Source organism: Conexibacter woesei DSM 14684, from assembly GCF_000025265.1.
GTDB classification, from domain to species: Bacteria; Actinomycetota; Thermoleophilia; order Solirubrobacterales; family Solirubrobacteraceae; genus Conexibacter; species Conexibacter woesei.
Genome location: NC_013739.1, coordinates 156,077 through 174,425 on the forward strand (window position 1 = coordinate 156,077; position 18,349 = coordinate 174,425).

The window sequence follows — 18,349 nt, forward strand, 5'->3', positions numbered from 1 at the left end:
GCTCAGCCGACGGTCACGTCGGCGGCCTCGCCCGAGCCGTCGACGCAGAAGCCGGTCGCCGCGTACGGCGCGCCACCGGCGACCTTCGCCCACGCCGGGAAGCGCAGCTCGACGCGGCCGCCGTCGCCCGAGCGCTGCGCGTTCCACGACTGCGCGATCCGCGTGCCGGGCGGGAGCGTCAGCGTCGCGCGTGCCGCCGCGAGCGTGGCGTCCGGTCCGCTGACCTCGAGGTGACCGCACCAGCCGGCGTCCCAGCGGTTCTCGACGACGACGCGCGCGCTCAGCGAGCCGGGCGCCGGCGGGCCGGGCGCGTCGTCGGCGGGCGGCTGTGCGGGCGGCTGCGCGGGCGCGCTCGGCTGCGTCGGGGCCGCCGTCTGCGATCTCGCCGGCGTCTTCGGCGCCGCCTTCCCGCCCCGTCTCGGGGTCGTCGCGCGGCGCGGAGCGGTGAAGACGGCGCCGCTGCCGCGGAACGCGATCCGCTGGCGCGCGATCATCCGCTGGAGCAGCGCGGTCTTCGCCGGCTGCACGCTCGACCAGTCGTCCTTCAGCACGCCTCCGGTGTCGCCCGAGTTCGGGTTCAGCGCCCAGTACGTCCACGACGCGCCGGTGCGGCCGATGAAGTCGAAGAACTGCCGCTGCCAGCGGCCCTCGGCGCTCTCCCGGTCGACGTTGCGACCGCCGAACTCGCCGACGAGGATCGGCGCGATCCCCTGCTCGGCGATGAAGCCGAAGCCGGTTCTCCAACGCTCCTCCAGCAGCGCCGGCGTGTTCGGCTTGCCGAACCACGGCTGTGGGAAGACGCCCGGCCCGTACTCGTGCGGCGAGTAGACGAGCCGGTTGGCGCGGTCGAGCCGCACCGGATGCGTGCGGACCCCTTCGAGGTTTCCGCCCCACCAGTGCGTGTCCAGCCGCTGGCCGGGGACCGGCGCGCCGCCGCCGACGCCCTCGACCACGACGAGCCACTGCGGCGCGACCGACAGCACCGCGTTGCCGGCGCGCTCGGCCGCGCGGCGCCAGTCGGTCGGCCCGCCGGTGCCCCACGTCGCCTCGGCGTGCGGCTCGTTCTTGAGGTCGGCGCCGATCACGTTGCGCTGGTCGCGGTAGCGAGCGGCGAGCCGCTTCCAGGTCGCGACCCAGTCGTCCTCGCTGAAGCCCTGGCCGTACCAGAGGCCCTGCTGGTAGGCGTCGTCCGCGTGCGAGTGGTTGTCGAGCAGGATCAGCAAGCCCTGGCGGCCGGCCTCCTCGACCACCGCGTCCATCGCCTCGAGCGGCGTCGCGCCCTTCAGCGCGGCGTTCCGCCCGCCGGAGAAGTCGGCGCCGGAGACCGGTGCCGTCGAGCGGATCGCCTCCAGCGAGAACGGCAGGCGGATCGTGTTGAAGCCGAGCCGGCGGACCTGCGCGAGGACGTCTCTGTAGTCGCGCGCCCACAGCCCGTGGACGAGATGGTTGGCGGTCTCGAAGCCGAACCAGTTGACCCCCTGCAGCACGACCGTGCGGCCGCCGGCGTCGACGATCCGCGCGCCCTTCGTCGAGAGCGGGGTGGAGATCATCCGGCCACCCGCATGGGCGGTCGCGGCGCCGAGCGAGGCGAGGAGCAGGCCGGCGAGGATGAGGGGGGCGAGGCGGCGCATCTGCAGATCATGCACGTCATCGGAGCCTCGTGTGGAGTCTGGAGCGGTGGACGGCGGTTGTGGACGAAGAACGGGGCCCGCCCTTCCGGAAGGGCGGGCCCCGTCTCGTACTTCCCCAGGTTGGCCGCTAGGGGAAGATGTGGCGCACCCGGCGCAGGAGATTGCGCGTCATCTCCAGCGTCGAGAGCAAGGTCAGCACGATCAGGACCTTCCAGCCGATGTCGACCGGGGTCGACAGCACGTTGTTGAGCGTGTCGCGCATCTTCAGACCACCTCTCCGGTTGCGATCATCGTCTGGCCGGCGGGCAGTCCCTCGGCCTTGTACTGGCGGGCCCAGCCGTCGCGGCGGATGCCGACGACGACGGTCGCCCACGAGGTCACCCACGCGAGCAGGCGGAACCAGAGGTAGATCTCGACCATCACGAGCGTGCCCGCGAGGAAGAGGTCGAGCCGCGTGTGGTTGGGCACCTTGCGGGCGTGCTTGAAGTTCAGCAGCGCCGCGAGGATCGGCGGCACGACCCAGATCCAGTTCCACTCGAACGCGCCGATCAGCAGCGAGGTGCCGAGCAGCAGCACGAACAGGCCGCGCGTGAGCGCGTTGATCCCGTTCTTGAGCTGCACCCGCCACGGGTACATCGTCGTCGCGCCGATCTTCGAGCCGAGCAGCAGGCGGATCATGCCCTCGTCCCACTTCCGGCGCTGCGCCCACAGCGATCTGATCGTCAGCATCGGCCCGGCGTAGGCGCGCGCGGTCGCGGAGACCTTCGTCTCCCAGTCGCGCGTCGAGAGCATCCACGTCAGCTCCATGTCCTCGACCTGCGCCTCGGGGTCCCACGGGGAGAGACGGCGCTCCTCGTCGACGATCTGCTGCAGCGCGCTGACGCGGAACAGCGTCGCCTGACCGCCGAGCACGTACGTGTTGCGCTTGCGGTGGAGGATGTCGATCGTCCACGAGGCGAACTCGAGCCGCTGCATCCGCACGAGCAGGCGCGCCCAGCGCGACTGGCCGAGGTCCGGGTCGAACGTGTAGCGCGCCATCACGCCGCCGGCCTTGGGGCTCTCCTCCAGCTCGTCCTCCAGCGCCGCGAGCGAGTCGGGCGAGAGGATCGTGTCGGCGTCGACGCCGAGCATGTAGTCGTAGCCGTAGGCGACGTACTGCTGCCAGGCCATCCGCAGCGCACCGACCTTGCGGTCTCTGTTGCCGACCGTCTCGATCACGGTCACGCGGCGGCCGAAGCGGCGCGCGATCTCGACCGTCTTGTCGGTGCAGTTGTCGGCCACCACGACGATCCGCTCCGGCCGGCGCGTCTGCGCCAGCAGCGCCTGCAGCACGCCGGCGATCGTCCCCTCCTCGTTGTGCGCGGGCACGACGACGACGATCTTGGCGGTGCGCGTCTTCGGCGGGCGGTTCTGGAACCGGTGCATCGCCATCGAGGCGTTCCAGTAGAGCTGGGTCAGCTTGTTCGAGATGCCCTGACGAGGCTGCGGCGCCGCCTCGGTCGTGGGCTGCTCGTACGGGACCAGCGCGGTGCCTGACGCCTGGCGCTGCTGCGCCTTGCGCTGCTGACGGCCGAGGCGGCCCCGCAATCGGCGGGGGTGGCTCGGCCGGCGCGCGGGGCGCTTCGTGCCGTCCTCGTGAGGACTGCGCGAGCGCGTCGCGTCGGTGGTGGAAGTCGTGCGATCTGCGGCCATGCACCGATGGTGGGGCACGACGGCGATGCGCACATGGGGCTTTAACGCGACAAACCTGTGCGAGATCTCGCAACTTTGATGAGGTTTGTGTAAAGGACGTGAAGAATGGGGGCGCGCCAAATGCGAAAACGTCGGCCCAAGAACCGGTCGTTCGATATGGCGCTCAAGCAGTCGGGCACCATTGCCGACATCTCCAAGGTGAAACGTCCCGCTCCCACCCTGTCGGTCCCCCGTCCGATGGCGGATGCCGCCGTCGTGCAGGCGGCGGTCGAGACCGAGCGTGCGCACACGCGGGCGTGGTTGCACGACTCCGTCCTTCAGGTGCTGGAGTACATCGCCAGCGGCGGCTATGCCGACGAGCCCGACGCCGCCGCGCTGAGCCGCGTCGCCGCCGACGCGGCCGCCGAGCTGCGCGCGTACGTCGAGGGCGACACCGCGCAGGAGGCGGCGGGCGGCCACGGCGAGCTGTGCGAGCGGCTCTGCATCGTCGTCGCGGAGGAGCGTGCGCTCGCCGACCACGAGATCGGGCTGATCTTCGGCGAGCAGGAGCGCGAGCTGACCGGCAGGCAGGCCGAGCAGCTCGCCGCCGCGACGGCCGAGGCGCTGCGCAACACACGCAAGCACGCCCGCGCGACGCGCGCGCTCGTCACGTGCGACGTCGTCGGCGCCGCCGCCACGGTGATCGTCAGCGACGACGGCGCCGGCTTCGACGTCGCCGGCGTGCGCCGCGGCGGCGCCGGCCTGCGCGAGTCGATCGTCGGCCGGCTCGCGCGCGAGGGCGGCGCCGCCACGATCCGCTCACGGCCCGGGCACGGCACGCGCGTGACGCTGAGACTGCCGCTCGACGCAGGCGCCGACGCGGAGCAGGGACGGGCGGCGTGAACATCCGGGTCCTCGTCGTCGAGGACTTCCCGCTCGTCCGCGACGGCGTCGTGGACGCGCTCTCGCGGGATCCCGGGATCGAGGTCGTCGGTGCCGCCGTCGACGGGCGTGAGGGCCTCGCGCTCGCGCACGAGCTGCGTCCCGACGTGATCGTGCTCGACCTGCACATGCCGGAGATCGGCGGCATGATGGTGCTGGAGCGGCTGCGGACCGAGCTGCCGTCGGCCAAGTCGATCGTGATGACCGCGACCGAGAAGGCGGAGCCGCTGCTCGACGCGATCGCGGCCGGCGCAGCCGGCTACCTGACCAAGCGCACCAGCGGCGAGGAGCTGCGCCAGGCGATCCTGACCGTCCACGGTGGTGGCTCCGTGATAGCGCCGCAGCTCGCGCCGCACCTGCTGCAGGCGTACTCGCGCGCGTCGACCGGCGAGGCGCCCGACGTGCGCAAGAAGCTGACCGCGACCGAGCACGAGGTGCTGCGGCTCGTCGCGCAGGGGATGACCGACAGACAGATCGCCGAGCGGTTGTTCGTCTCGCCCCGCACCGTCCAGAACCACCTCGCGCGCATACGCGAGAAGACGAGCATGCGGCGCCGCTCGGACCTCGCGCGCTGGGCCGTCCTGCACGCTGTCTATTGATGAGCGCGCTGGCCGACCGCACGCACGGCCGCTGGCCGTGGCTCGCCGCCGCCGCGGCGCCGGCGTCGACCGTCGCGCTGATCGCCGTCCGCGACCGGCTCGGCGAGGACGTGCGCTGGGCGTTGTGGACCGCGCCGGCCGCGCTGCTCTGGCATCAGACGGAGGAGTGGTTCTGGCCGGGTGGCTTCCTGCCGTGGTTCAACCGCGAGGTGATCGGCAGCGAGCAGGACGAGTTCCCGATCACGCGCGGCGGCGGGCTCGTCATCAACGTCGCGATCGGATGGGGCGTGACCGCCGCCGCCGCGCGCGGCGGGATGCGCACGCCCGCGCTCGGTGCGAGCGCGCTGGCGGTCAACGTCGCCAACGGCGCGATGCACGTCGCGCTCGCGGTGCGGCGGCGGGAGCGCAACCCCGGCGCGGTCACCTCCGCGCTGCTGTTCCTGCCGCTCGGCGTCGCCGGGCTCGCCGCGATCGCGCGCGACCCGCGCGGCGGCACGCGGCCGGTCGTGATCGGCCTCGCCGTCGGCGCCGCGTCCGGGGTGGGGACGTTTGCCGCGATGCGCCGCCGGCTGGCGCGCGCCGCCGCGCGCTGAGGCGGGGCGCCGCGCGCTAGCGTGGATCCCATGCCCACCGCCTTCGTCCACACCTGCATCCGCGCGCGCGACGTCGAGGCCTCGCTGCGCTTCTACGAGCTGCTCGGATTCGAGCGGCGCGGGCGGCTCGTCTTCGAGTCGGCCTACAACATCTATATGGGGTTGCCCGGAGATGGCGACACGTTCGAGCTGACCGTCAATGTCGGCCGCACCGAGCCGTACGACCTCGGCGACGGCTACAACCACATGGCGCTCACGGTCGACGATCTCGACGCGCTGCTGGCGACGCTCGCGCAGGCGGGGATCGAGCCCGAGAAGCCGCCGTACGCGCCCGGCGGGCGCGACGAGGTCGGCCGCATCTGCTTCGTCGCCGACCCCGACGGCTACCGCGTCGAGCTGATCGATGGCGGCGCCTTCGCGACGCCGCAGGACCCGCCGCACCCGGCCGGCGGCGCGTAGCGCCTGACCCGTTCGTCGGAGGCGGACGAGCCGAACGGGGGAGGACGGCGTGCGCGCCCGCGCGTAGCGTTGCCGCCGTCGCCTGTGCTCGCCGCCCGGATGGCGGGAGCGCCGCGATCAGCGGATGCGCAGATCCTCCAAGCCATCGAAGCAGCGCCGCCCGCGCAGAAAGCCGTGCCGCAGACCGGCGCGCGGCAAGCGCGGCAAGCAGCCGGCCAGCTGCCGCAGAGCGCCGGCGAAGCGCAGAGCGCCGGCGAGCAGAGCGCCGGCGCCGAAGCGCCCGCCGCGCAGAGCGCCCGACGCCGAGTCGCCGCATCCCGCGCTGCCGACGATCCCGAACGGCACGCCGGTCCCGGGGCTGCCGCCGGAGGCGGCGCCGCCCACGCCGCCGCCCGGCGAGCAGCCGCCGGGCACGCCTCCGCCGGAGCAGCCGCCGTCCGTCCCGCGGCCGCCCGGCCTGCTCCGCTACGACGGCCCGTTCGGCGTCGCGCAGGCGACGCGGCTGCAGTGGCGCGCCGGCTTCGGGCCACGTCGGGGCGAGGCGGCGCAGCTGGCCGCGCTCGGGCTCGACGGCGCGGTCACGGCGCTCACGCGCGCCAGCGGTCCCGCCCAGCTCGTCGGCCCGGCGCCGTACACCGAGTTCGACGACAGACTCGAGCCCGGCGTCAGATTCGAGCACGACCACCTCGCCTGGCTCGACCGGATGGTGCGCTCGACGCAGCCGTTCGTCGAGCGGATGGCACTGCTGTGGCACGACTGGTTCGGCATCAGCGACGACAACGTCGGCCAATACACGCTGCTGGCGAGACACGTCGAGCTCTTTCGCACGCACGGCCGCGGCTCGTTCCGCGACCTCGCGCGGATGGTGATGGAGGACGGCGCGATGCTCGTCCGCCTCAACGGCGTCGGCAACCAGCGCCACCGCCCGAACGAGAACTTCGCGCGCGAGCTGATGGAGCTGTTCACGCTCGGCCCCGACCGTGGTGCGTACGCCGAGCGCGACATCCGCGAGGCCGCGCGCGGTCTGACCGGCTACGAGGGCGACTTCCGGCAGCCGAACGGCTGGCAGAGCTTCTGGTTCGACCCGCAGTGGCACGACACGACGAACAAGGAGATCTTCGGCAGAGTCGCGCCGTACGATCCCGACGACGTCGTCGACGCCTGCATCACGCACCGCCTGCACCCGTCGTTCTTCGTGCTGAAGCTGTGGTCGGCGTTCGTCGCGCAGCCGCCGCCGCCCGACCAGCGGGTCCTGCTCGAACGGCTCTACGTCGAGCGCGGGCACGCGGTCATGCCGGTCGTCGAGGCGATCCTCACGCACCCCGCGGTCTACGAGGGGCCGCCGCTCGTCAAGCCGCCGGTCGTCTATGCCGCCGGGCTGATGCGCGCGCTCGGCGCCGGGATCGAGGCGATCGGCTGGACCGGCTACACCGCCAACGCCGGCCAGCGGCTCCACTACCCGCCGACGATCGCCGGCTGGCGCGAGGACCGCTGGCTCGACACCTCGACGTTGCACGCCCGCTGGAAGCTCGCCGACCTCGCGCTCAAGGGCCGTCACCTGACCGCCGAGAGCCCGTACCCGGCGGACGAGACACCGCAGCAGGCGGTCGCGATGGCGCTGCGCTTCTGGGACGACCCGCCGCTCCACGGCGACACCGTCGCGGTGCTGGTCGAGACCGCCGAGCGGATCGGCCGCCTCTCGACCGGCGTCAGCGCGAGCGGGCGCAACGCGCTGCGCCAGACGATCCTCCGCCATCTCGCGATCACGTCCCCCGACGCACAGGTCTGCTGATGCACCGCTCCTGCGACGAGTTCACCCGCGCGAGCGCAGCCCGCAGCGGCCGTGCCACCGCCGGCGACGGCCTCCCCGCGATCGAGCCGGGGATGCCGCTCCCGGCCGGCACCGGGATGACGCGCCGCTCGCTGCTGCTCGGCGGAGCTGGCCTCGCGCTGACGATCTTCGGGGGCCGCGCGCTCGCCCCGCAGGCGTTCGCCGAGGGGCTCGACGCCGCCGCGGCGGCCGCCCCCGACGCGCCCGTGATCGTCTCCGTCTTCCTCTCCGGAGGCGTCGACTCGATCGCGCTGCTGGCGCCGGTCGAGGATCCGCGCTACACGAGAGCGCTGCGCCCGTCGCTGTTCGTCGAACCGGCCGCCACGCTGCCCGCGAGCGGGACGACCGCGATGCGCTGGCATCCGTCGGCAGCGGCGTTCAAGGAGCTGCACGACCGCGGCCGGCTGACCGTCTTCCCGGCGATCGGCTACGAGCACGCGAACGGCTCGCACTTCACCTCGCGCCACTTCTACGAGGTCGGCGCGACCGACCCGGACAGCGCGACCGGCTGGCTCGGCCGCTACCTCGACATCGTCGGCGAGGACCACAACCCGGTCCAGGGCTTCACGGTCGGGCCGACGCTGTCGCCGTCGCTCGCGAGCGCGCGGGTCGCGGTCGCCGCGGCGGAGGCGCCGCAGGCGTACGACTTCGTCTCGCCCGGGATCGAGGGCGGGCCGTTCAAGGACGAGCTGGTGCGCGGCCACGCGGCGATCGGCCGCCTGACGTCGACCGACCCGGTGCTCGGCCCGGCGCGCGCGATGCACCGCGACGCGGCCGACCTGCGCGCGGCGCTGTCGGCGCCGCTGCCGGGCACGTCGGTCAGCTACCCGGCGGGCAGACTCGGGCAGCGGCTGCGCGACGTCGTGCGCCTGCTCGCGGCCGGGCTGCCGATCCGCTGCGCGACGGTCGACGCGACCGCCGACTTCGACACGCACGCCGGCCAGCGCGACACGTTCACCGAGCAGATCGCCGAAGCCGGCGCGGCGCTCGCGGCGTTCCAGGCCGACCTGGAGTCGCGCCCCGGCCTCGCCGATCGCGTGCTGACGATCGCCTGGAGCGAGTTCGGGCGCCGACCCGAGGAGAACGGCTCGGCCGGCACCGACCACGGCGCCGGCGGCGTCGGCTTCCTGCTGGGTACGCGCGTGCGCGGCGGCTGGGTCGGCGAGTTCCCCGGTCTCAGCAGACTCGACGTCGAGGGCAACCTGCTGCCGACGAGCGACTTCCGCGCGCTCTACGCGAGCGTGATCGAGCAGTGGATGGGCCAGGACGCCGCGCAGGTGATCCCGGAAGCGGCGCGCTTTCAGCGCTACGCGCTCCTCCGCTGACGCGCGGCGGCACAAGCGTTAGCTGCGCTTATGCGGAGCGCGTATCGTGGCGTGGATGACCTCGTCTGACGCACCCGTCAAGGGCTACCAGCTGAAGGACATCTCGCCGCGTGCCTGGCAGCACCCGGCCGACCGCGCCGCTACCGCCGCGCTGGCCTCGGTGCCGTACCTCGACAAGGTCGTGCGGATGCTGATCCAGCTCGGCTACGAGCGCGCACTGCGGCAGGCGTCGCTCGGCGCCTCGGTGCGGCTCGGCGAGCAGCAGCTGCCCGACGTCTGGTCCGATCACGTCTTCGCCTACTCGACGCTCGACATCGCCTCGACGCCGCCGCTCTACGTCATGCAGACGCCTGAGCCGAACGCGTTCGCGATCGGCGCGAAGAACCCGATCGTCGTCGTCCAGTCGGAGCTGCTGCAGCTGCTCGACGCGCCGCAGCGGCGTGCCGTCTTCGCGCACGAGGCGGCGCACATCCTCGCCGACCACCAGCTCTACCGCACCGCGCTGCTGATCCTGCTGCGGCTGACTGCCGCCGCGCGCATGCCGCTGCCGCTGATGCCGGTCCGCACGGCGCTGCTGGAGTGGTACCGCGCGACCGAGCTGAGCTGCGACCGCGCCGCCGCGCTCGTCACGCGCGACCCGCTCGCGGTCTGCCGCACGCTGATGTCGATCACCGCCGGCACGATGGTCGACGAGCTCGACCTCGACGCCTTCATGACGCAGAGCATGGACTACGCCGAGAGAGGCAACGGGATAGAACGCCTGACGCGGCTGCTGCTCGACCTCGGCCTGACGCACCCGCTGCCGGTGCGGCGCACGCGCGAGCTGATGCTGTGGGTCCGCTCCGGCGAGTTCGACCGCATCGTCGGTGGCGACTACGTCAAGCGCGACGATCCGGTCAGCGTCAGAGCGGAGAGCGGCGAGGCGGTCTCGTTCTACAGCGACCGCTTCAAGGACGCCTTCCGCGACGCGGGCGAGACGATCGGCCAAGGCGGCCAGCAGCTCGCCGACTGGCTGAGGAAGGCGAAGGACGACATCGGCTCGTAAGGCGGCTTCGCCGTAGAATTCCCGTACCAGATTCTCGATTCACAAATGGGAACGGAGACGGGATGGGAGCTGCGACTGGCGAGGTGATCCGGCTCGGGATCGCCGGCGGCGGGATCATGGGCGAGCGGATCGCCGCGACGGTGGCGCGACTCGACGGGATCGAGGTGCGCGCGATCGCGGACGCGAACCCGGCGCAGCGCGAGCGGCTGGGGCAGGCGTTCGGCTGCTCCGCGGTTGCGACGTGGGAGGAGCTGGTCGCCGGCGGCGAGGTCGACGCGGTCTACGTCGGCCTGCCCAACCACCTCCACGCCGCGGCCGCGTGCGCTGCCGCGGAGGCGGGGCTGCACGTGCTGATCGACAAGCCGCTGTGCGAGACGCTGGCGGAGGGCGAGCGGATCCTCGCGGCGGTGGAGCGCGCGGGCGTGCGGCTGATGGTCGGCTTCAGTCACCGCTTCCACGTCGAGCTGACGACCGCCAAGCGGATGCTCGCCGCCGGAGAGCTGGGCGCGCCGGTGCTCGCGACCGACATCATCGTCGACAGCGCTCCCGACGGTCCCGACTGGTACTGGGATCGCGCGGCCGGCGGCGGCGTCGTGCAGCTGCAGATGCACCACAGCTTCGACCGCCTCGCCTGGCTGCTCGACAGCCCGATCGTGCGCGTCCAGGCGAGCGTGCACGAGCGCGCTCTGCGCGGCGCCGAGCCCGCCGACGTCGCCGCCGCGGTGACGCTGACGTTTGCCAACGGCGCCGTCGGCACCTCCGCCGCCTCGTTCGTGACCGGCTACGACGGCGACGGGATCGTCGAGCTGGCGATCCAGGGCACGCACGGCCACGTCCGCATCGAGACGTGGAGATCGATCGAGGCGCAGACCGCGCGCAGCGCGTTCGACCAGCACCAGCGCCGCGACGACTGGCTCGGCGCCGAGGTCGCCGAGTTCGCCGCCGCGATCCGCGAGCGCCGCGAGCCGTCCGTCACCGGCCGCGACGGCCTGCGCGCGCTGCGCGTCGCGCTCGCCGCGTTCGAGTCCGCGCGCACGGGGCGCGCGGTTGACATAACGCCGTAGTCGGCCGCTCCTCTGGCTCATCGGCCGCGGTAGCGCTCCGCCAGCGCCGGCTCGTGGTCGGCGAGCACGACGTCGCACGTCTGCTTCCAACGTTTGATCTCGCGGCGGCAGCGGGCGACGTCCTCGGCGATCCCGACAGGGATCTCGGCATCGACGTTCTCCTGCACGAACGCCGTCTCGAGAATCCCGGCGAGGCCGTCGGCGGTCTGCACTCTCACGCCGGCCGAGCCGGGGTGGTGGCCGCCGGTCGTCTCGAAGACGACGCCGGGCACGACCTCGGTCGGCTCGTCGACGACGTGCAGCCGTCCGTCGATCGCCAGCTCGCGCAGGTAGGCCCACGAGCGCGCGGTGAAGAAGAACTCGGTCGGCGGGTGGCCGGGCGGGTCGCACAGCAGCTCGGTCATGCCGGCGCGCGAGAGGTACACCTGCGCGTGCGGCAGCAGCTCGGGGAGCACGCCGCCGGAGTGGTACGTGACCGGCTGCGTGATGCAGCACCAGTCGACGTCGGCGGGCGTCAGCGCGTGCTGCGCGAGCACGTCGGCGAGCGGGACGACGTCGCGGTAGACGCCGGTCGTACGCAATGCCGCGAGGTCGTCGGCGTGCGGCGGCAGGCCGGCGTCGACGAGGCCGACGCCGTTGGGTCCGCGGACGATCCAGACGTAGAACGTCAGTGCGTGGATCGCGTCGTCGTCACGGCCGAAGAAGACCTTCGAGGTGGGCACCTCGTGGACCGCGACCGGGCACGCGGTGAGCGTGTGGAACATGGCGCGAGCCTATCTCGACATCCGCGCTCGATTCAAGTATGAGTACGCAGATTCTCGTGTGAGAACAAAATTGTGCCGGGACTCTTGACCTCGGCGGCGGTTCCCCGTAACAATACCCATACAAGAATCTTGATTCACGTATATGAATCAAATCTTGTCCGAGGGTTCGCGTCGAGGACGAACGAGAGGGAAGAGGGATGCACGACCATCAGGACGCCGACGCGCGTGAGCGCGCCGACGCCGAACAGGGCTTGAAGGTCTCGCGCGCCACGCTGCTGCGCGGTGCTGCGGCCGCCGGCATCGCGCTGCCGGCGATGGGCCTGCTCTCCGCCTGCGGGAGCGGCGACGACGACAGCTCGGCCAGCACGAGCGGCGACTCCGGCGGCACCTCCGAGGCGTACACCGGCGCGCTCGCGATGACCGCGTGGGAGGCGTATCCGGACCAGATCAGAGAGAACCTGGCCGCGTTCAAGCAGCAGTACGGCAACCAGGTCGACCTCACACTGATCCCCAACATCGGCTACGGGCCCGCGATCCAGACGCGCCTGCAAGGCGGCCAGGAGATCGACGCCTACTACAACTTCGCGTACAACTCGACGAAGTTCGTCGACGCCGGCTGGGCGAAGGAGCTGAACGACCTCCCGGGCGTCGAGGAGATGCTCGCGGACATGTTCGAGACCTCCGCCGCGCGGCACAAGCTGCCCGACGGCCGCATCGTCTCGGTCCCGTACTTCTCCGCCGTGCACCTCCTGATGTACAACGAGGCGCAGCTGAGAGAGAACGGCATCTCCGCCGCGCCGCAGTCGTACAGCGAGATCTACGACCAGTGCGAGAAGCTCAAGGCCGGCGGCGTCCGCGCCCCCTACGCCGCCTACTGGACCAAGCAGTTCTCGGAGGAGTACTTCATCCTCTACCTCGTCTCCGAGGGCATCGTCCCGTTCGACGACGACGGCAACCCGACGTTCCAGGACGACCCCAAGACCGAGGGCGTCCTCGACTGGTGGACGTCGATGTACCAGGACGGCCTCACCGCCAGATCGATCCTCACCGACGATCCCGGCAAGCACGTCGCGGCGATGGCGCAGGGCACCTCCAGCTTCTTCACCCTGCACCACTACTTCCTCAAGGAGATCCGCAACGCCAGAGGACCGCAGTCGAGAAACGTCACGATGAGCTACCGGATCCCCGGCAGCTCGGGCGAGAGCCTCCAGATCGGCGAGGTCGTCCAGATGGGCACCAAGGCCGACGGCGGTCGTGCCGACAGAGCGTGGGAGCTGCTCAAGTTCTACGGCTGGAAGGACAAGGACGGCCGCTACGGCACGTTCATATCGTGGGCCGAGTCGGCCGCGCTGCTCGGGCCCTACCCCGGCCTCTTCAAGGACCCGCAGTTCAGAAGAGCGTTCCCCGCCTACTACGACCTCGGCGAGCTGGAGAGAGCGTTCGAGGCCTCGCAGGTCGTCCCCGCCCGCGTGCTGCCGTGGTACTCGTCCTTCCAGACGAAGGTCGGCGACCGCATCCAGGCGATGCTGCTCGGCCAGGCGAGCGTGAAGGACACGATCTCGTCGCTCGCCGACGACGCGAAGAGCTTTGCCGCCGCAGGCTGACAGCACGGCGGCACCCCGGCCACCCGTCCGGTCCCAGCCGGCGCGGACGCGAGCGCGACGTCGCTCGCGCCGCGCCGCGGCGGACAGGCGGTTCGGCCTCTACCTGGCGCTGCCTGCGCTGATCGTCGTGCTCGGTCTGATCGCCTGGCCGGCGATCCAGACGCTGATCTACTCGCTCCAGAGAGTCGCACTCAACGGCGACACGAGATGGGTCGGGCTCAGAAACTTCAAGCTGCTGATCGAGAACCCGGACTTCGTCCACTCGCTGTGGCTGACGGCCGTCTACGCGATCGCGTTCCTGGTCGTCTCGACCGTGCTCGGCCTCGCATTCGCGCTGCTGCTGAACGAGCGCTTCCGCGGCCGCTGGCTCGCGCGCACGCTGCTGATCGTCCCGTGGGCGTGCCCGTGGGTGATCGCCGGCATCATCTGGAAGTGGTTCGCCGACGGCGACGTCGGCGCGCTCAACGGCGCGCTTTACCAAATCGGCGTGATCGACGAGTACAAGGCGTGGCTGTCGAGCGACACCGGCGCGCTGATCATCTCCGTGCTCGCAGCCGCATGGCGTCAGGCGTCGTTCGCTGCGCTGCTGTTCCTCGCCGGCCTGCAGACGATCCCGCATGAGCTGCCGGAGGCGGCGAAGGTCGACGGCGCGACCGCGTGGCAGCGCTTCCGCCTGATCACGCTGCCGTGGCTCAAGCCCGTGATCGTCGTCGTGATCGTCATCAACGTGATCTTCGGCTTCATGCAGTTCGACGTCATCTACGCGCTGACGCAGGGCGGTCCCGGCAACGCGACCGAGGTGCTGTCGATCTTCCTCTACGAGCAACTGTTCGTGTACACGAACGTCGGCCTCGGCTCCGCCACCGCGGTGGTGCTCGGCGTCGTCGCGCTGCTGATCGGACTGCTGTTCGTGAAAGTGATCTACCGCTCCGACGACGTGACGAAGGGCGTCTCATGAGCGCCGTCGCGATGAGAGAGCGGGCCGCGAGCGGGCGCAGACGCCGCAGCGCGAGACGGCGCCCGCTGCGCCAGTTCTTGATCTACGTCGGCGTCGCGCTGTTCGCGATCTGGGTCCTGTTCCCGCTGTACTTCACCGTCACCAGCAGCTTCATGAAGCCCTCCGAGGTCGGCAGAGTGCCGTATCACTGGGTGCCCGAGGAGCCGACGCTGAAGAACTACACGGCGATCCTCAAGGGCGACTCGACGCCGTTCAGCGACGACGCCGCCAGAGGCGTCAGCGTCTCCAGCACGAACGCCGTCGAGCGGCTGATGCCGGCGATGGGGCGGAGCGTGATGGTCGGCCTCGTCGTCGTCTTCATCAACCTCGTCGTTGGAGGTGCGGCGGCGTACGCCTTCTCCCGCTATCCGTTCCGCGGGGCGAAGATCGCCTATCTCGGGCTGCTCGCCTCGCGGGTGGTGCCCGCGATCGCGATCGTCTCGCCGTTCTTCGTCTTCTTCCGCAAGACGGAGCTGCTGAACACCGCTCCGGCGCTGATCATCAGCTACCTCGTCTTCACGCTGCCGTTGGCGATCTGGCTGTTGAAGTCGTACTTCGACAGCGTGCCGAAGGAGCTGGAGGAGGCGGCGATGCTCGACGGCGCCTCGCGCCTGAAGTGCCTGATCTCGATCGTCCTGCCGCTCGCGCGGCCGGGGCTGATCGCGGCCGGGCTGCTCGTCTTCCTCGAAGCGTGGAGCGAGTTCTTCTACGCGCTCGTGCTGACGAACGAGCTGACCGCTCCGCCGGTCGTCGCAGGGCTGCAGAACCTGCAGCAGTTCTCATGGACCACGCTGGCCGCCGCGTCGATCTTCAGCCTCATCCCACCGGTGCTGATCGCCGTCGTCTTCCAGCGCTACATCGTCAGCGGGCTCGCCCGCGGGAGCGTTCGATGAACAGCAGTGAACGGGTCATGACCGTGCTCGGGCCGATCGCGCCCGAGCAGATGGGCGTGACGCTCAGCCACGACCACCTGCTCGTCGACGGGTGGGGGATCCGCGAGCTGTACGACGCGATCCTCGACGACGAGGAGCTGGCCGTCAGAGAGGCGGCGCGCTACAAGGCGGCCGGCGGCGGGACGATCTGCGACCCGACCAACATCGGGCTTGCGCGCGCTCCGGCGGCCCTGAAGCGGATCAGCGAGCGCAGCGGCGTCCACGTCGTGATGGGCGCCGGCTGGTACCGCGAGCGCGTCTACCCGGACTACGTGCTGGAGGAGATGCCCGACCAGCTCGCCGACCGGCTCGTCACCGAGCTGGTCGACGGGGTCGACGGGACCGGCGTCAAGCCCGGCTTCATCGGCGAGATCGGAACCGAGCGCCACCACGTGACGCCGGCGCAGGAGCGCGTCTTCCGTGCCGCCGGCCGTGCGCACCGCCGCACCGGCGTGCCGATCATGACGCACACGACGCACTGGGGCGAGCTGGCGATCGAGCAGCTCGACCTGCTCGCCGAGGAGGGGGTTCCGGCCGCCGCGGTGATCATCTCCCACCTCGGCGACCGGCCCGGCATCCGCCACTGGCTGCCGATCGCCGAGCGCGGCGCCTGGCTCGACGTCGACAACCTCGCCTTCATCGGCGGCTACGCGCCGCTGTCGGTCCGCGCCGACAACGTCGCGGGGCTGTGCGCGGAAGGGCTCGCCGGCCAGGTCATGCTGTCGAACGACATCTGCGAGCTGGGCCAGCTCGCCTTCTACGACGGCTGCGGCTACGACAACGTGATCGTCAACTTCCTGCCGATGCTGCGCGAGCGCGGCGTCAGCGAGGAGGACATCCACACGATGACGGTCGCGAACCCGGGCAAGGCGTTCGCGTGGGACCTCAGCCGGGTCGGAGCGTGACCGCGCTGCTCGACAGCCTCGGCGTGCGCCCGCTGATCAACGCGGTCGGCCCGGCGACGCGGCTCGGCTCCTCGACGCCGTCGGCGGACGTGCTCGCCGCGATGGCCGAGGCGGCCGCCGTCTACCTGCCGATGCACGAGCTGCAGCGCGCCGCCGGCGCCGAGATCGCGGCGCTGACCGGCGCCGAGGCGGGCTACGTCACCAACGGCGCGGCGGCCGGGCTGATGCTCGCCGCCGCCGCCTGCATCGCGGGCGACGACCCGGCGCTGATGAACCGGCTGCCGTTCACCGACGGCATGCGCGACGAGATCGTCGTCCACCGCGGCCAGCGGATCGCCTACGACCACGCCGTGCGCGCGTCGGGCGCGCGGCTGGTCGAGATCGGCTTCCACGACCTCACCTTCCCGTACGAGCTCGACGCCGCGATCGGCGAGCGGACCGCCGCCGTCCTCTACTTCTCCAACAGCGGCGCGAACGCGCTTCCGCTGGAGCAGGTCGTCGCGATCGCGCACGCGCGCGGCGTGCCGGTGATCCTCGACGCGTCGCTCGCGATCCCGCCGGTCGAGAACCTGCGCCGCTTCGCCGACCTCGGCGTCGACCTCGTCGCCGTCAGCGGCGGGAAGTGGATCGGCGGCCCGGCCGCGTCGGGCTTCCTCTACGGCCGCGCCGACCTGCTGCGCTCGGTCGCGCTCCAGCAGCAGGACCAGGACGTGCGCGTCGAGACGTGGCACGGCGCGCCGCTGATCGCCGGCGGCACCGTCGCCGGCCCGCCGCACCAGGGCATCGGCCGCGCGCTCAAGGTCGGCAAGGAGGAGATCGCCGGCCTGCTCGCCGCGCTGCGGGCGTACGTCGCGCGCGACCACGCCGCCGACCAGGCGCGCTGGCGCGCCGCCGCGCAGACGGTGGTCGACGCGCTCGCCGGGATCCCCGGCGCCGACGCGCGCGTGCTGCCGGCCGACGGCCGCGAGCGCGGCTGGCCGATCGCCGAGATCGCGCTCGACGAGCCGGCGCTCGGGCTCGGCGCCTACGACGTCGTGCGTGCGCTCGCCGCCGGCGCGCCGCCGATCGCGCTTGACGAGGCGGTCGCCTGGCGCGGCGCGCTGCGCGTCACCCCGACGCACCTGCGCGACGGCGAGGCGGCCGTCGTCGCGGCCGCCCTCGCCGCGGCGCTGCGGCGGACGGACCCGACTTCAGCTCACACGAAGGCAGACAGGAAGGACACGGACGCATGACCGGGACGGCGGTAGTGGTCGGAGGGGGGCGTGGCATCGGCCGCGCGATCGCGGTCGAGCTGGCGCGGGACGAAGGCGTCGAGCGACTCGTCGTCGCCGACGTCGACCTCGAGCTGGCGCAGGAGACGGCGGCCGCAGGCTCCGGTGACGCCGAGTGCGTCGCCCGCCGGGTCGACCTCGCTGAGCCGGCGTCGGTGCAGGAGCTGTTCGCGGCCAGCCGCGAGGCGACGCGCGTCGCGATCCCCGGCGGCGTCTTCAGCGCGTCGCCGTCGCTGGAGCTGGAGCGCGAGGAGATGGAGCGGATCCTGCGGATCAACCTCGTCGGCTGCTACCACGCGGCGCAGCTCTACGCGGGCGCGATGGCGTCGAGCGGCGGCGGCGCGATCGTCGGCATCGCCTCGATCGCGGCGCGGATGCCGCGGATGCGGCAGGCGGCGTACTCGGCCTCGAAGGCGGGCCTCCGGCAGGCGCTGCGCGTGCTGGCGATGGAGGTCGCCGGCGACGGCGTGCGGATCAACACCGTCTCGCCCGGCCCGACCGACACGCCGATGATGCGTGAGCTGGCGAGCGACCACTCGTCGGTCGACGACCTCGCGCAGGGCAGCGCGCTCGCACTCCGGCCGCGGATCCCGGTCGGCCGCGTCGCGACCAGCGAGGACATCGCCGTCGCGACCCGCTTCCTGCTCTCGCCCGGGGCCGCCCACATCGTGATGCAGGACCTCGTCGTCGACGGCGGCGAGCTGCTGGGGATGTAG

18 protein-coding genes are annotated in these 18,349 nt (G+C 72.0%); 14 read left to right on the forward strand and 4 right to left on the reverse strand.

Annotated features, from left to right (window positions below; genetic code table 11):
• Positions 1-2: 2 nt before the first annotated feature.
• The 3 genes from CWOE_RS29965 to CWOE_RS00810 all read right to left on the reverse strand — a co-directional run bounded on the left by CWOE_RS29965 (position 3) and on the right by CWOE_RS00810 (position 3,323).
• A complete protein-coding gene (locus tag CWOE_RS29965; RefSeq protein WP_012931648.1) occupies positions 3-1,631 on the reverse strand; it encodes a glycoside hydrolase family 5 protein in 1,629 nt (542 codons plus the stop codon).
• A 127-nt stretch (positions 1,632-1,758) separates the two neighbouring features.
• A complete protein-coding gene (locus CWOE_RS34295; protein WP_012931649.1) occupies positions 1,759-1,893 on the reverse strand; it encodes a hypothetical protein in 135 nt (44 codons plus the stop codon).
• A 2-nt stretch (positions 1,894-1,895) separates the two neighbouring features.
• Positions 1,896-3,323, reverse strand: a complete 1,428-nt coding sequence (locus CWOE_RS00810; RefSeq protein ID WP_012931650.1) for a glycosyltransferase family 2 protein — start codon at positions 3,321-3,323, stop codon at positions 1,896-1,898.
• A gap of 237 nt (positions 3,324-3,560) precedes the next feature.
• Here CWOE_RS00810 and CWOE_RS00815 point away from each other — a divergent pair, with 237 nt between their 5' ends.
• The 8 genes from CWOE_RS00815 (at position 3,561) to CWOE_RS00845 (ending at position 11,160) form a co-directional block, all read left to right on the forward strand.
• A complete protein-coding gene (locus tag CWOE_RS00815; RefSeq protein WP_049793142.1) occupies positions 3,561-4,205 on the forward strand; it encodes a sensor histidine kinase in 645 nt (214 codons plus the stop codon).
• Complete coding sequence (locus tag CWOE_RS00820; protein ID WP_012931652.1) at positions 4,202-4,843, forward strand: response regulator; 642 nt, start codon at positions 4,202-4,204, stop codon at positions 4,841-4,843. The genes CWOE_RS00815 and CWOE_RS00820 overlap by 4 nt, the downstream gene beginning before the upstream one ends.
• Complete coding sequence (locus CWOE_RS00825; protein WP_012931653.1) at positions 4,843-5,436, forward strand: HXXEE domain-containing protein; 594 nt, start codon at positions 4,843-4,845, stop codon at positions 5,434-5,436. Before CWOE_RS00820 ends, CWOE_RS00825 begins: the two co-directional genes overlap by 1 nt.
• Positions 5,437-5,466: 30 nt before the next feature.
• Positions 5,467-5,895 (forward strand): VOC family protein, encoded by a 429-nt coding sequence (locus tag CWOE_RS00830; protein WP_012931654.1) that lies wholly within the window; start codon positions 5,467-5,469, stop codon positions 5,893-5,895.
• Between the two features lie 124 nt (positions 5,896-6,019).
• Positions 6,020-7,687, forward strand: coding sequence for a DUF1800 domain-containing protein (locus CWOE_RS29970; RefSeq protein ID WP_012931655.1), 1,668 nt, complete (start codon positions 6,020-6,022; stop codon positions 7,685-7,687).
• The gene (locus tag CWOE_RS00835; RefSeq protein WP_012931656.1) at positions 7,687-9,051 is read left to right on the forward strand and encodes a DUF1501 domain-containing protein; all 1,365 of its coding nucleotides are present in this window, start codon (positions 7,687-7,689) and stop codon (positions 9,049-9,051) included. Before CWOE_RS29970 ends, CWOE_RS00835 begins: the two co-directional genes overlap by 1 nt.
• Before the next feature lie 55 nt (positions 9,052-9,106).
• Positions 9,107-10,096, forward strand: a complete 990-nt coding sequence (locus CWOE_RS00840) for a M48 family metallopeptidase (protein ID WP_012931657.1) — start codon at positions 9,107-9,109, stop codon at positions 10,094-10,096.
• A 62-nt stretch (positions 10,097-10,158) separates the two neighbouring features.
• Positions 10,159-11,160, forward strand: a complete 1,002-nt coding sequence (locus CWOE_RS00845; RefSeq protein WP_012931658.1) for a Gfo/Idh/MocA family protein — start codon at positions 10,159-10,161, stop codon at positions 11,158-11,160.
• Between the two features lie 17 nt (positions 11,161-11,177).
• Here CWOE_RS00845 and CWOE_RS00850 read toward each other — a convergent pair whose 3' ends face one another.
• On the reverse strand, positions 11,178-11,924 hold the full coding sequence (locus CWOE_RS00850; protein WP_012931659.1) for an MBL fold metallo-hydrolase: 747 nt from the start codon (positions 11,922-11,924) through the stop codon (positions 11,178-11,180).
• A gap of 197 nt (positions 11,925-12,121) precedes the next feature.
• Between CWOE_RS00850 and CWOE_RS00855 the strand changes: the two genes are divergently transcribed.
• The 6 genes from CWOE_RS00855 (at position 12,122) to CWOE_RS00880 (ending at position 18,349) form a co-directional block, all read left to right on the forward strand.
• Entirely contained in the window at positions 12,122-13,528 is a 1,407-nt protein-coding gene (locus tag CWOE_RS00855; protein WP_012931660.1) for an ABC transporter substrate-binding protein, read from the forward strand.
• A 127-nt stretch (positions 13,529-13,655) separates the two neighbouring features.
• Positions 13,656-14,486, forward strand: a complete 831-nt coding sequence (locus CWOE_RS00860) for a carbohydrate ABC transporter permease (protein WP_201447102.1) — start codon at positions 13,656-13,658, stop codon at positions 14,484-14,486.
• The gene (locus CWOE_RS00865; protein WP_012931662.1) at positions 14,483-15,418 is read left to right on the forward strand and encodes a carbohydrate ABC transporter permease; all 936 of its coding nucleotides are present in this window, start codon (positions 14,483-14,485) and stop codon (positions 15,416-15,418) included. The genes CWOE_RS00860 and CWOE_RS00865 overlap by 4 nt, the downstream gene beginning before the upstream one ends.
• Positions 15,415-16,362: a phosphotriesterase family protein gene (locus CWOE_RS00870; protein WP_012931663.1), complete on the forward strand. Its 948-nt coding sequence runs from the start codon at positions 15,415-15,417 to the stop codon at positions 16,360-16,362. Before CWOE_RS00865 ends, CWOE_RS00870 begins: the two co-directional genes overlap by 4 nt.
• A complete protein-coding gene (locus tag CWOE_RS00875; RefSeq protein ID WP_148260844.1) occupies positions 16,335-17,594 on the forward strand; it encodes an aminotransferase class V-fold PLP-dependent enzyme in 1,260 nt (419 codons plus the stop codon). The genes CWOE_RS00870 and CWOE_RS00875 overlap by 28 nt, the downstream gene beginning before the upstream one ends.
• Positions 17,591-18,349 (forward strand): SDR family NAD(P)-dependent oxidoreductase, encoded by a 759-nt coding sequence (locus CWOE_RS00880; RefSeq protein ID WP_012931665.1) that lies wholly within the window; start codon positions 17,591-17,593, stop codon positions 18,347-18,349. Before CWOE_RS00875 ends, CWOE_RS00880 begins: the two co-directional genes overlap by 4 nt.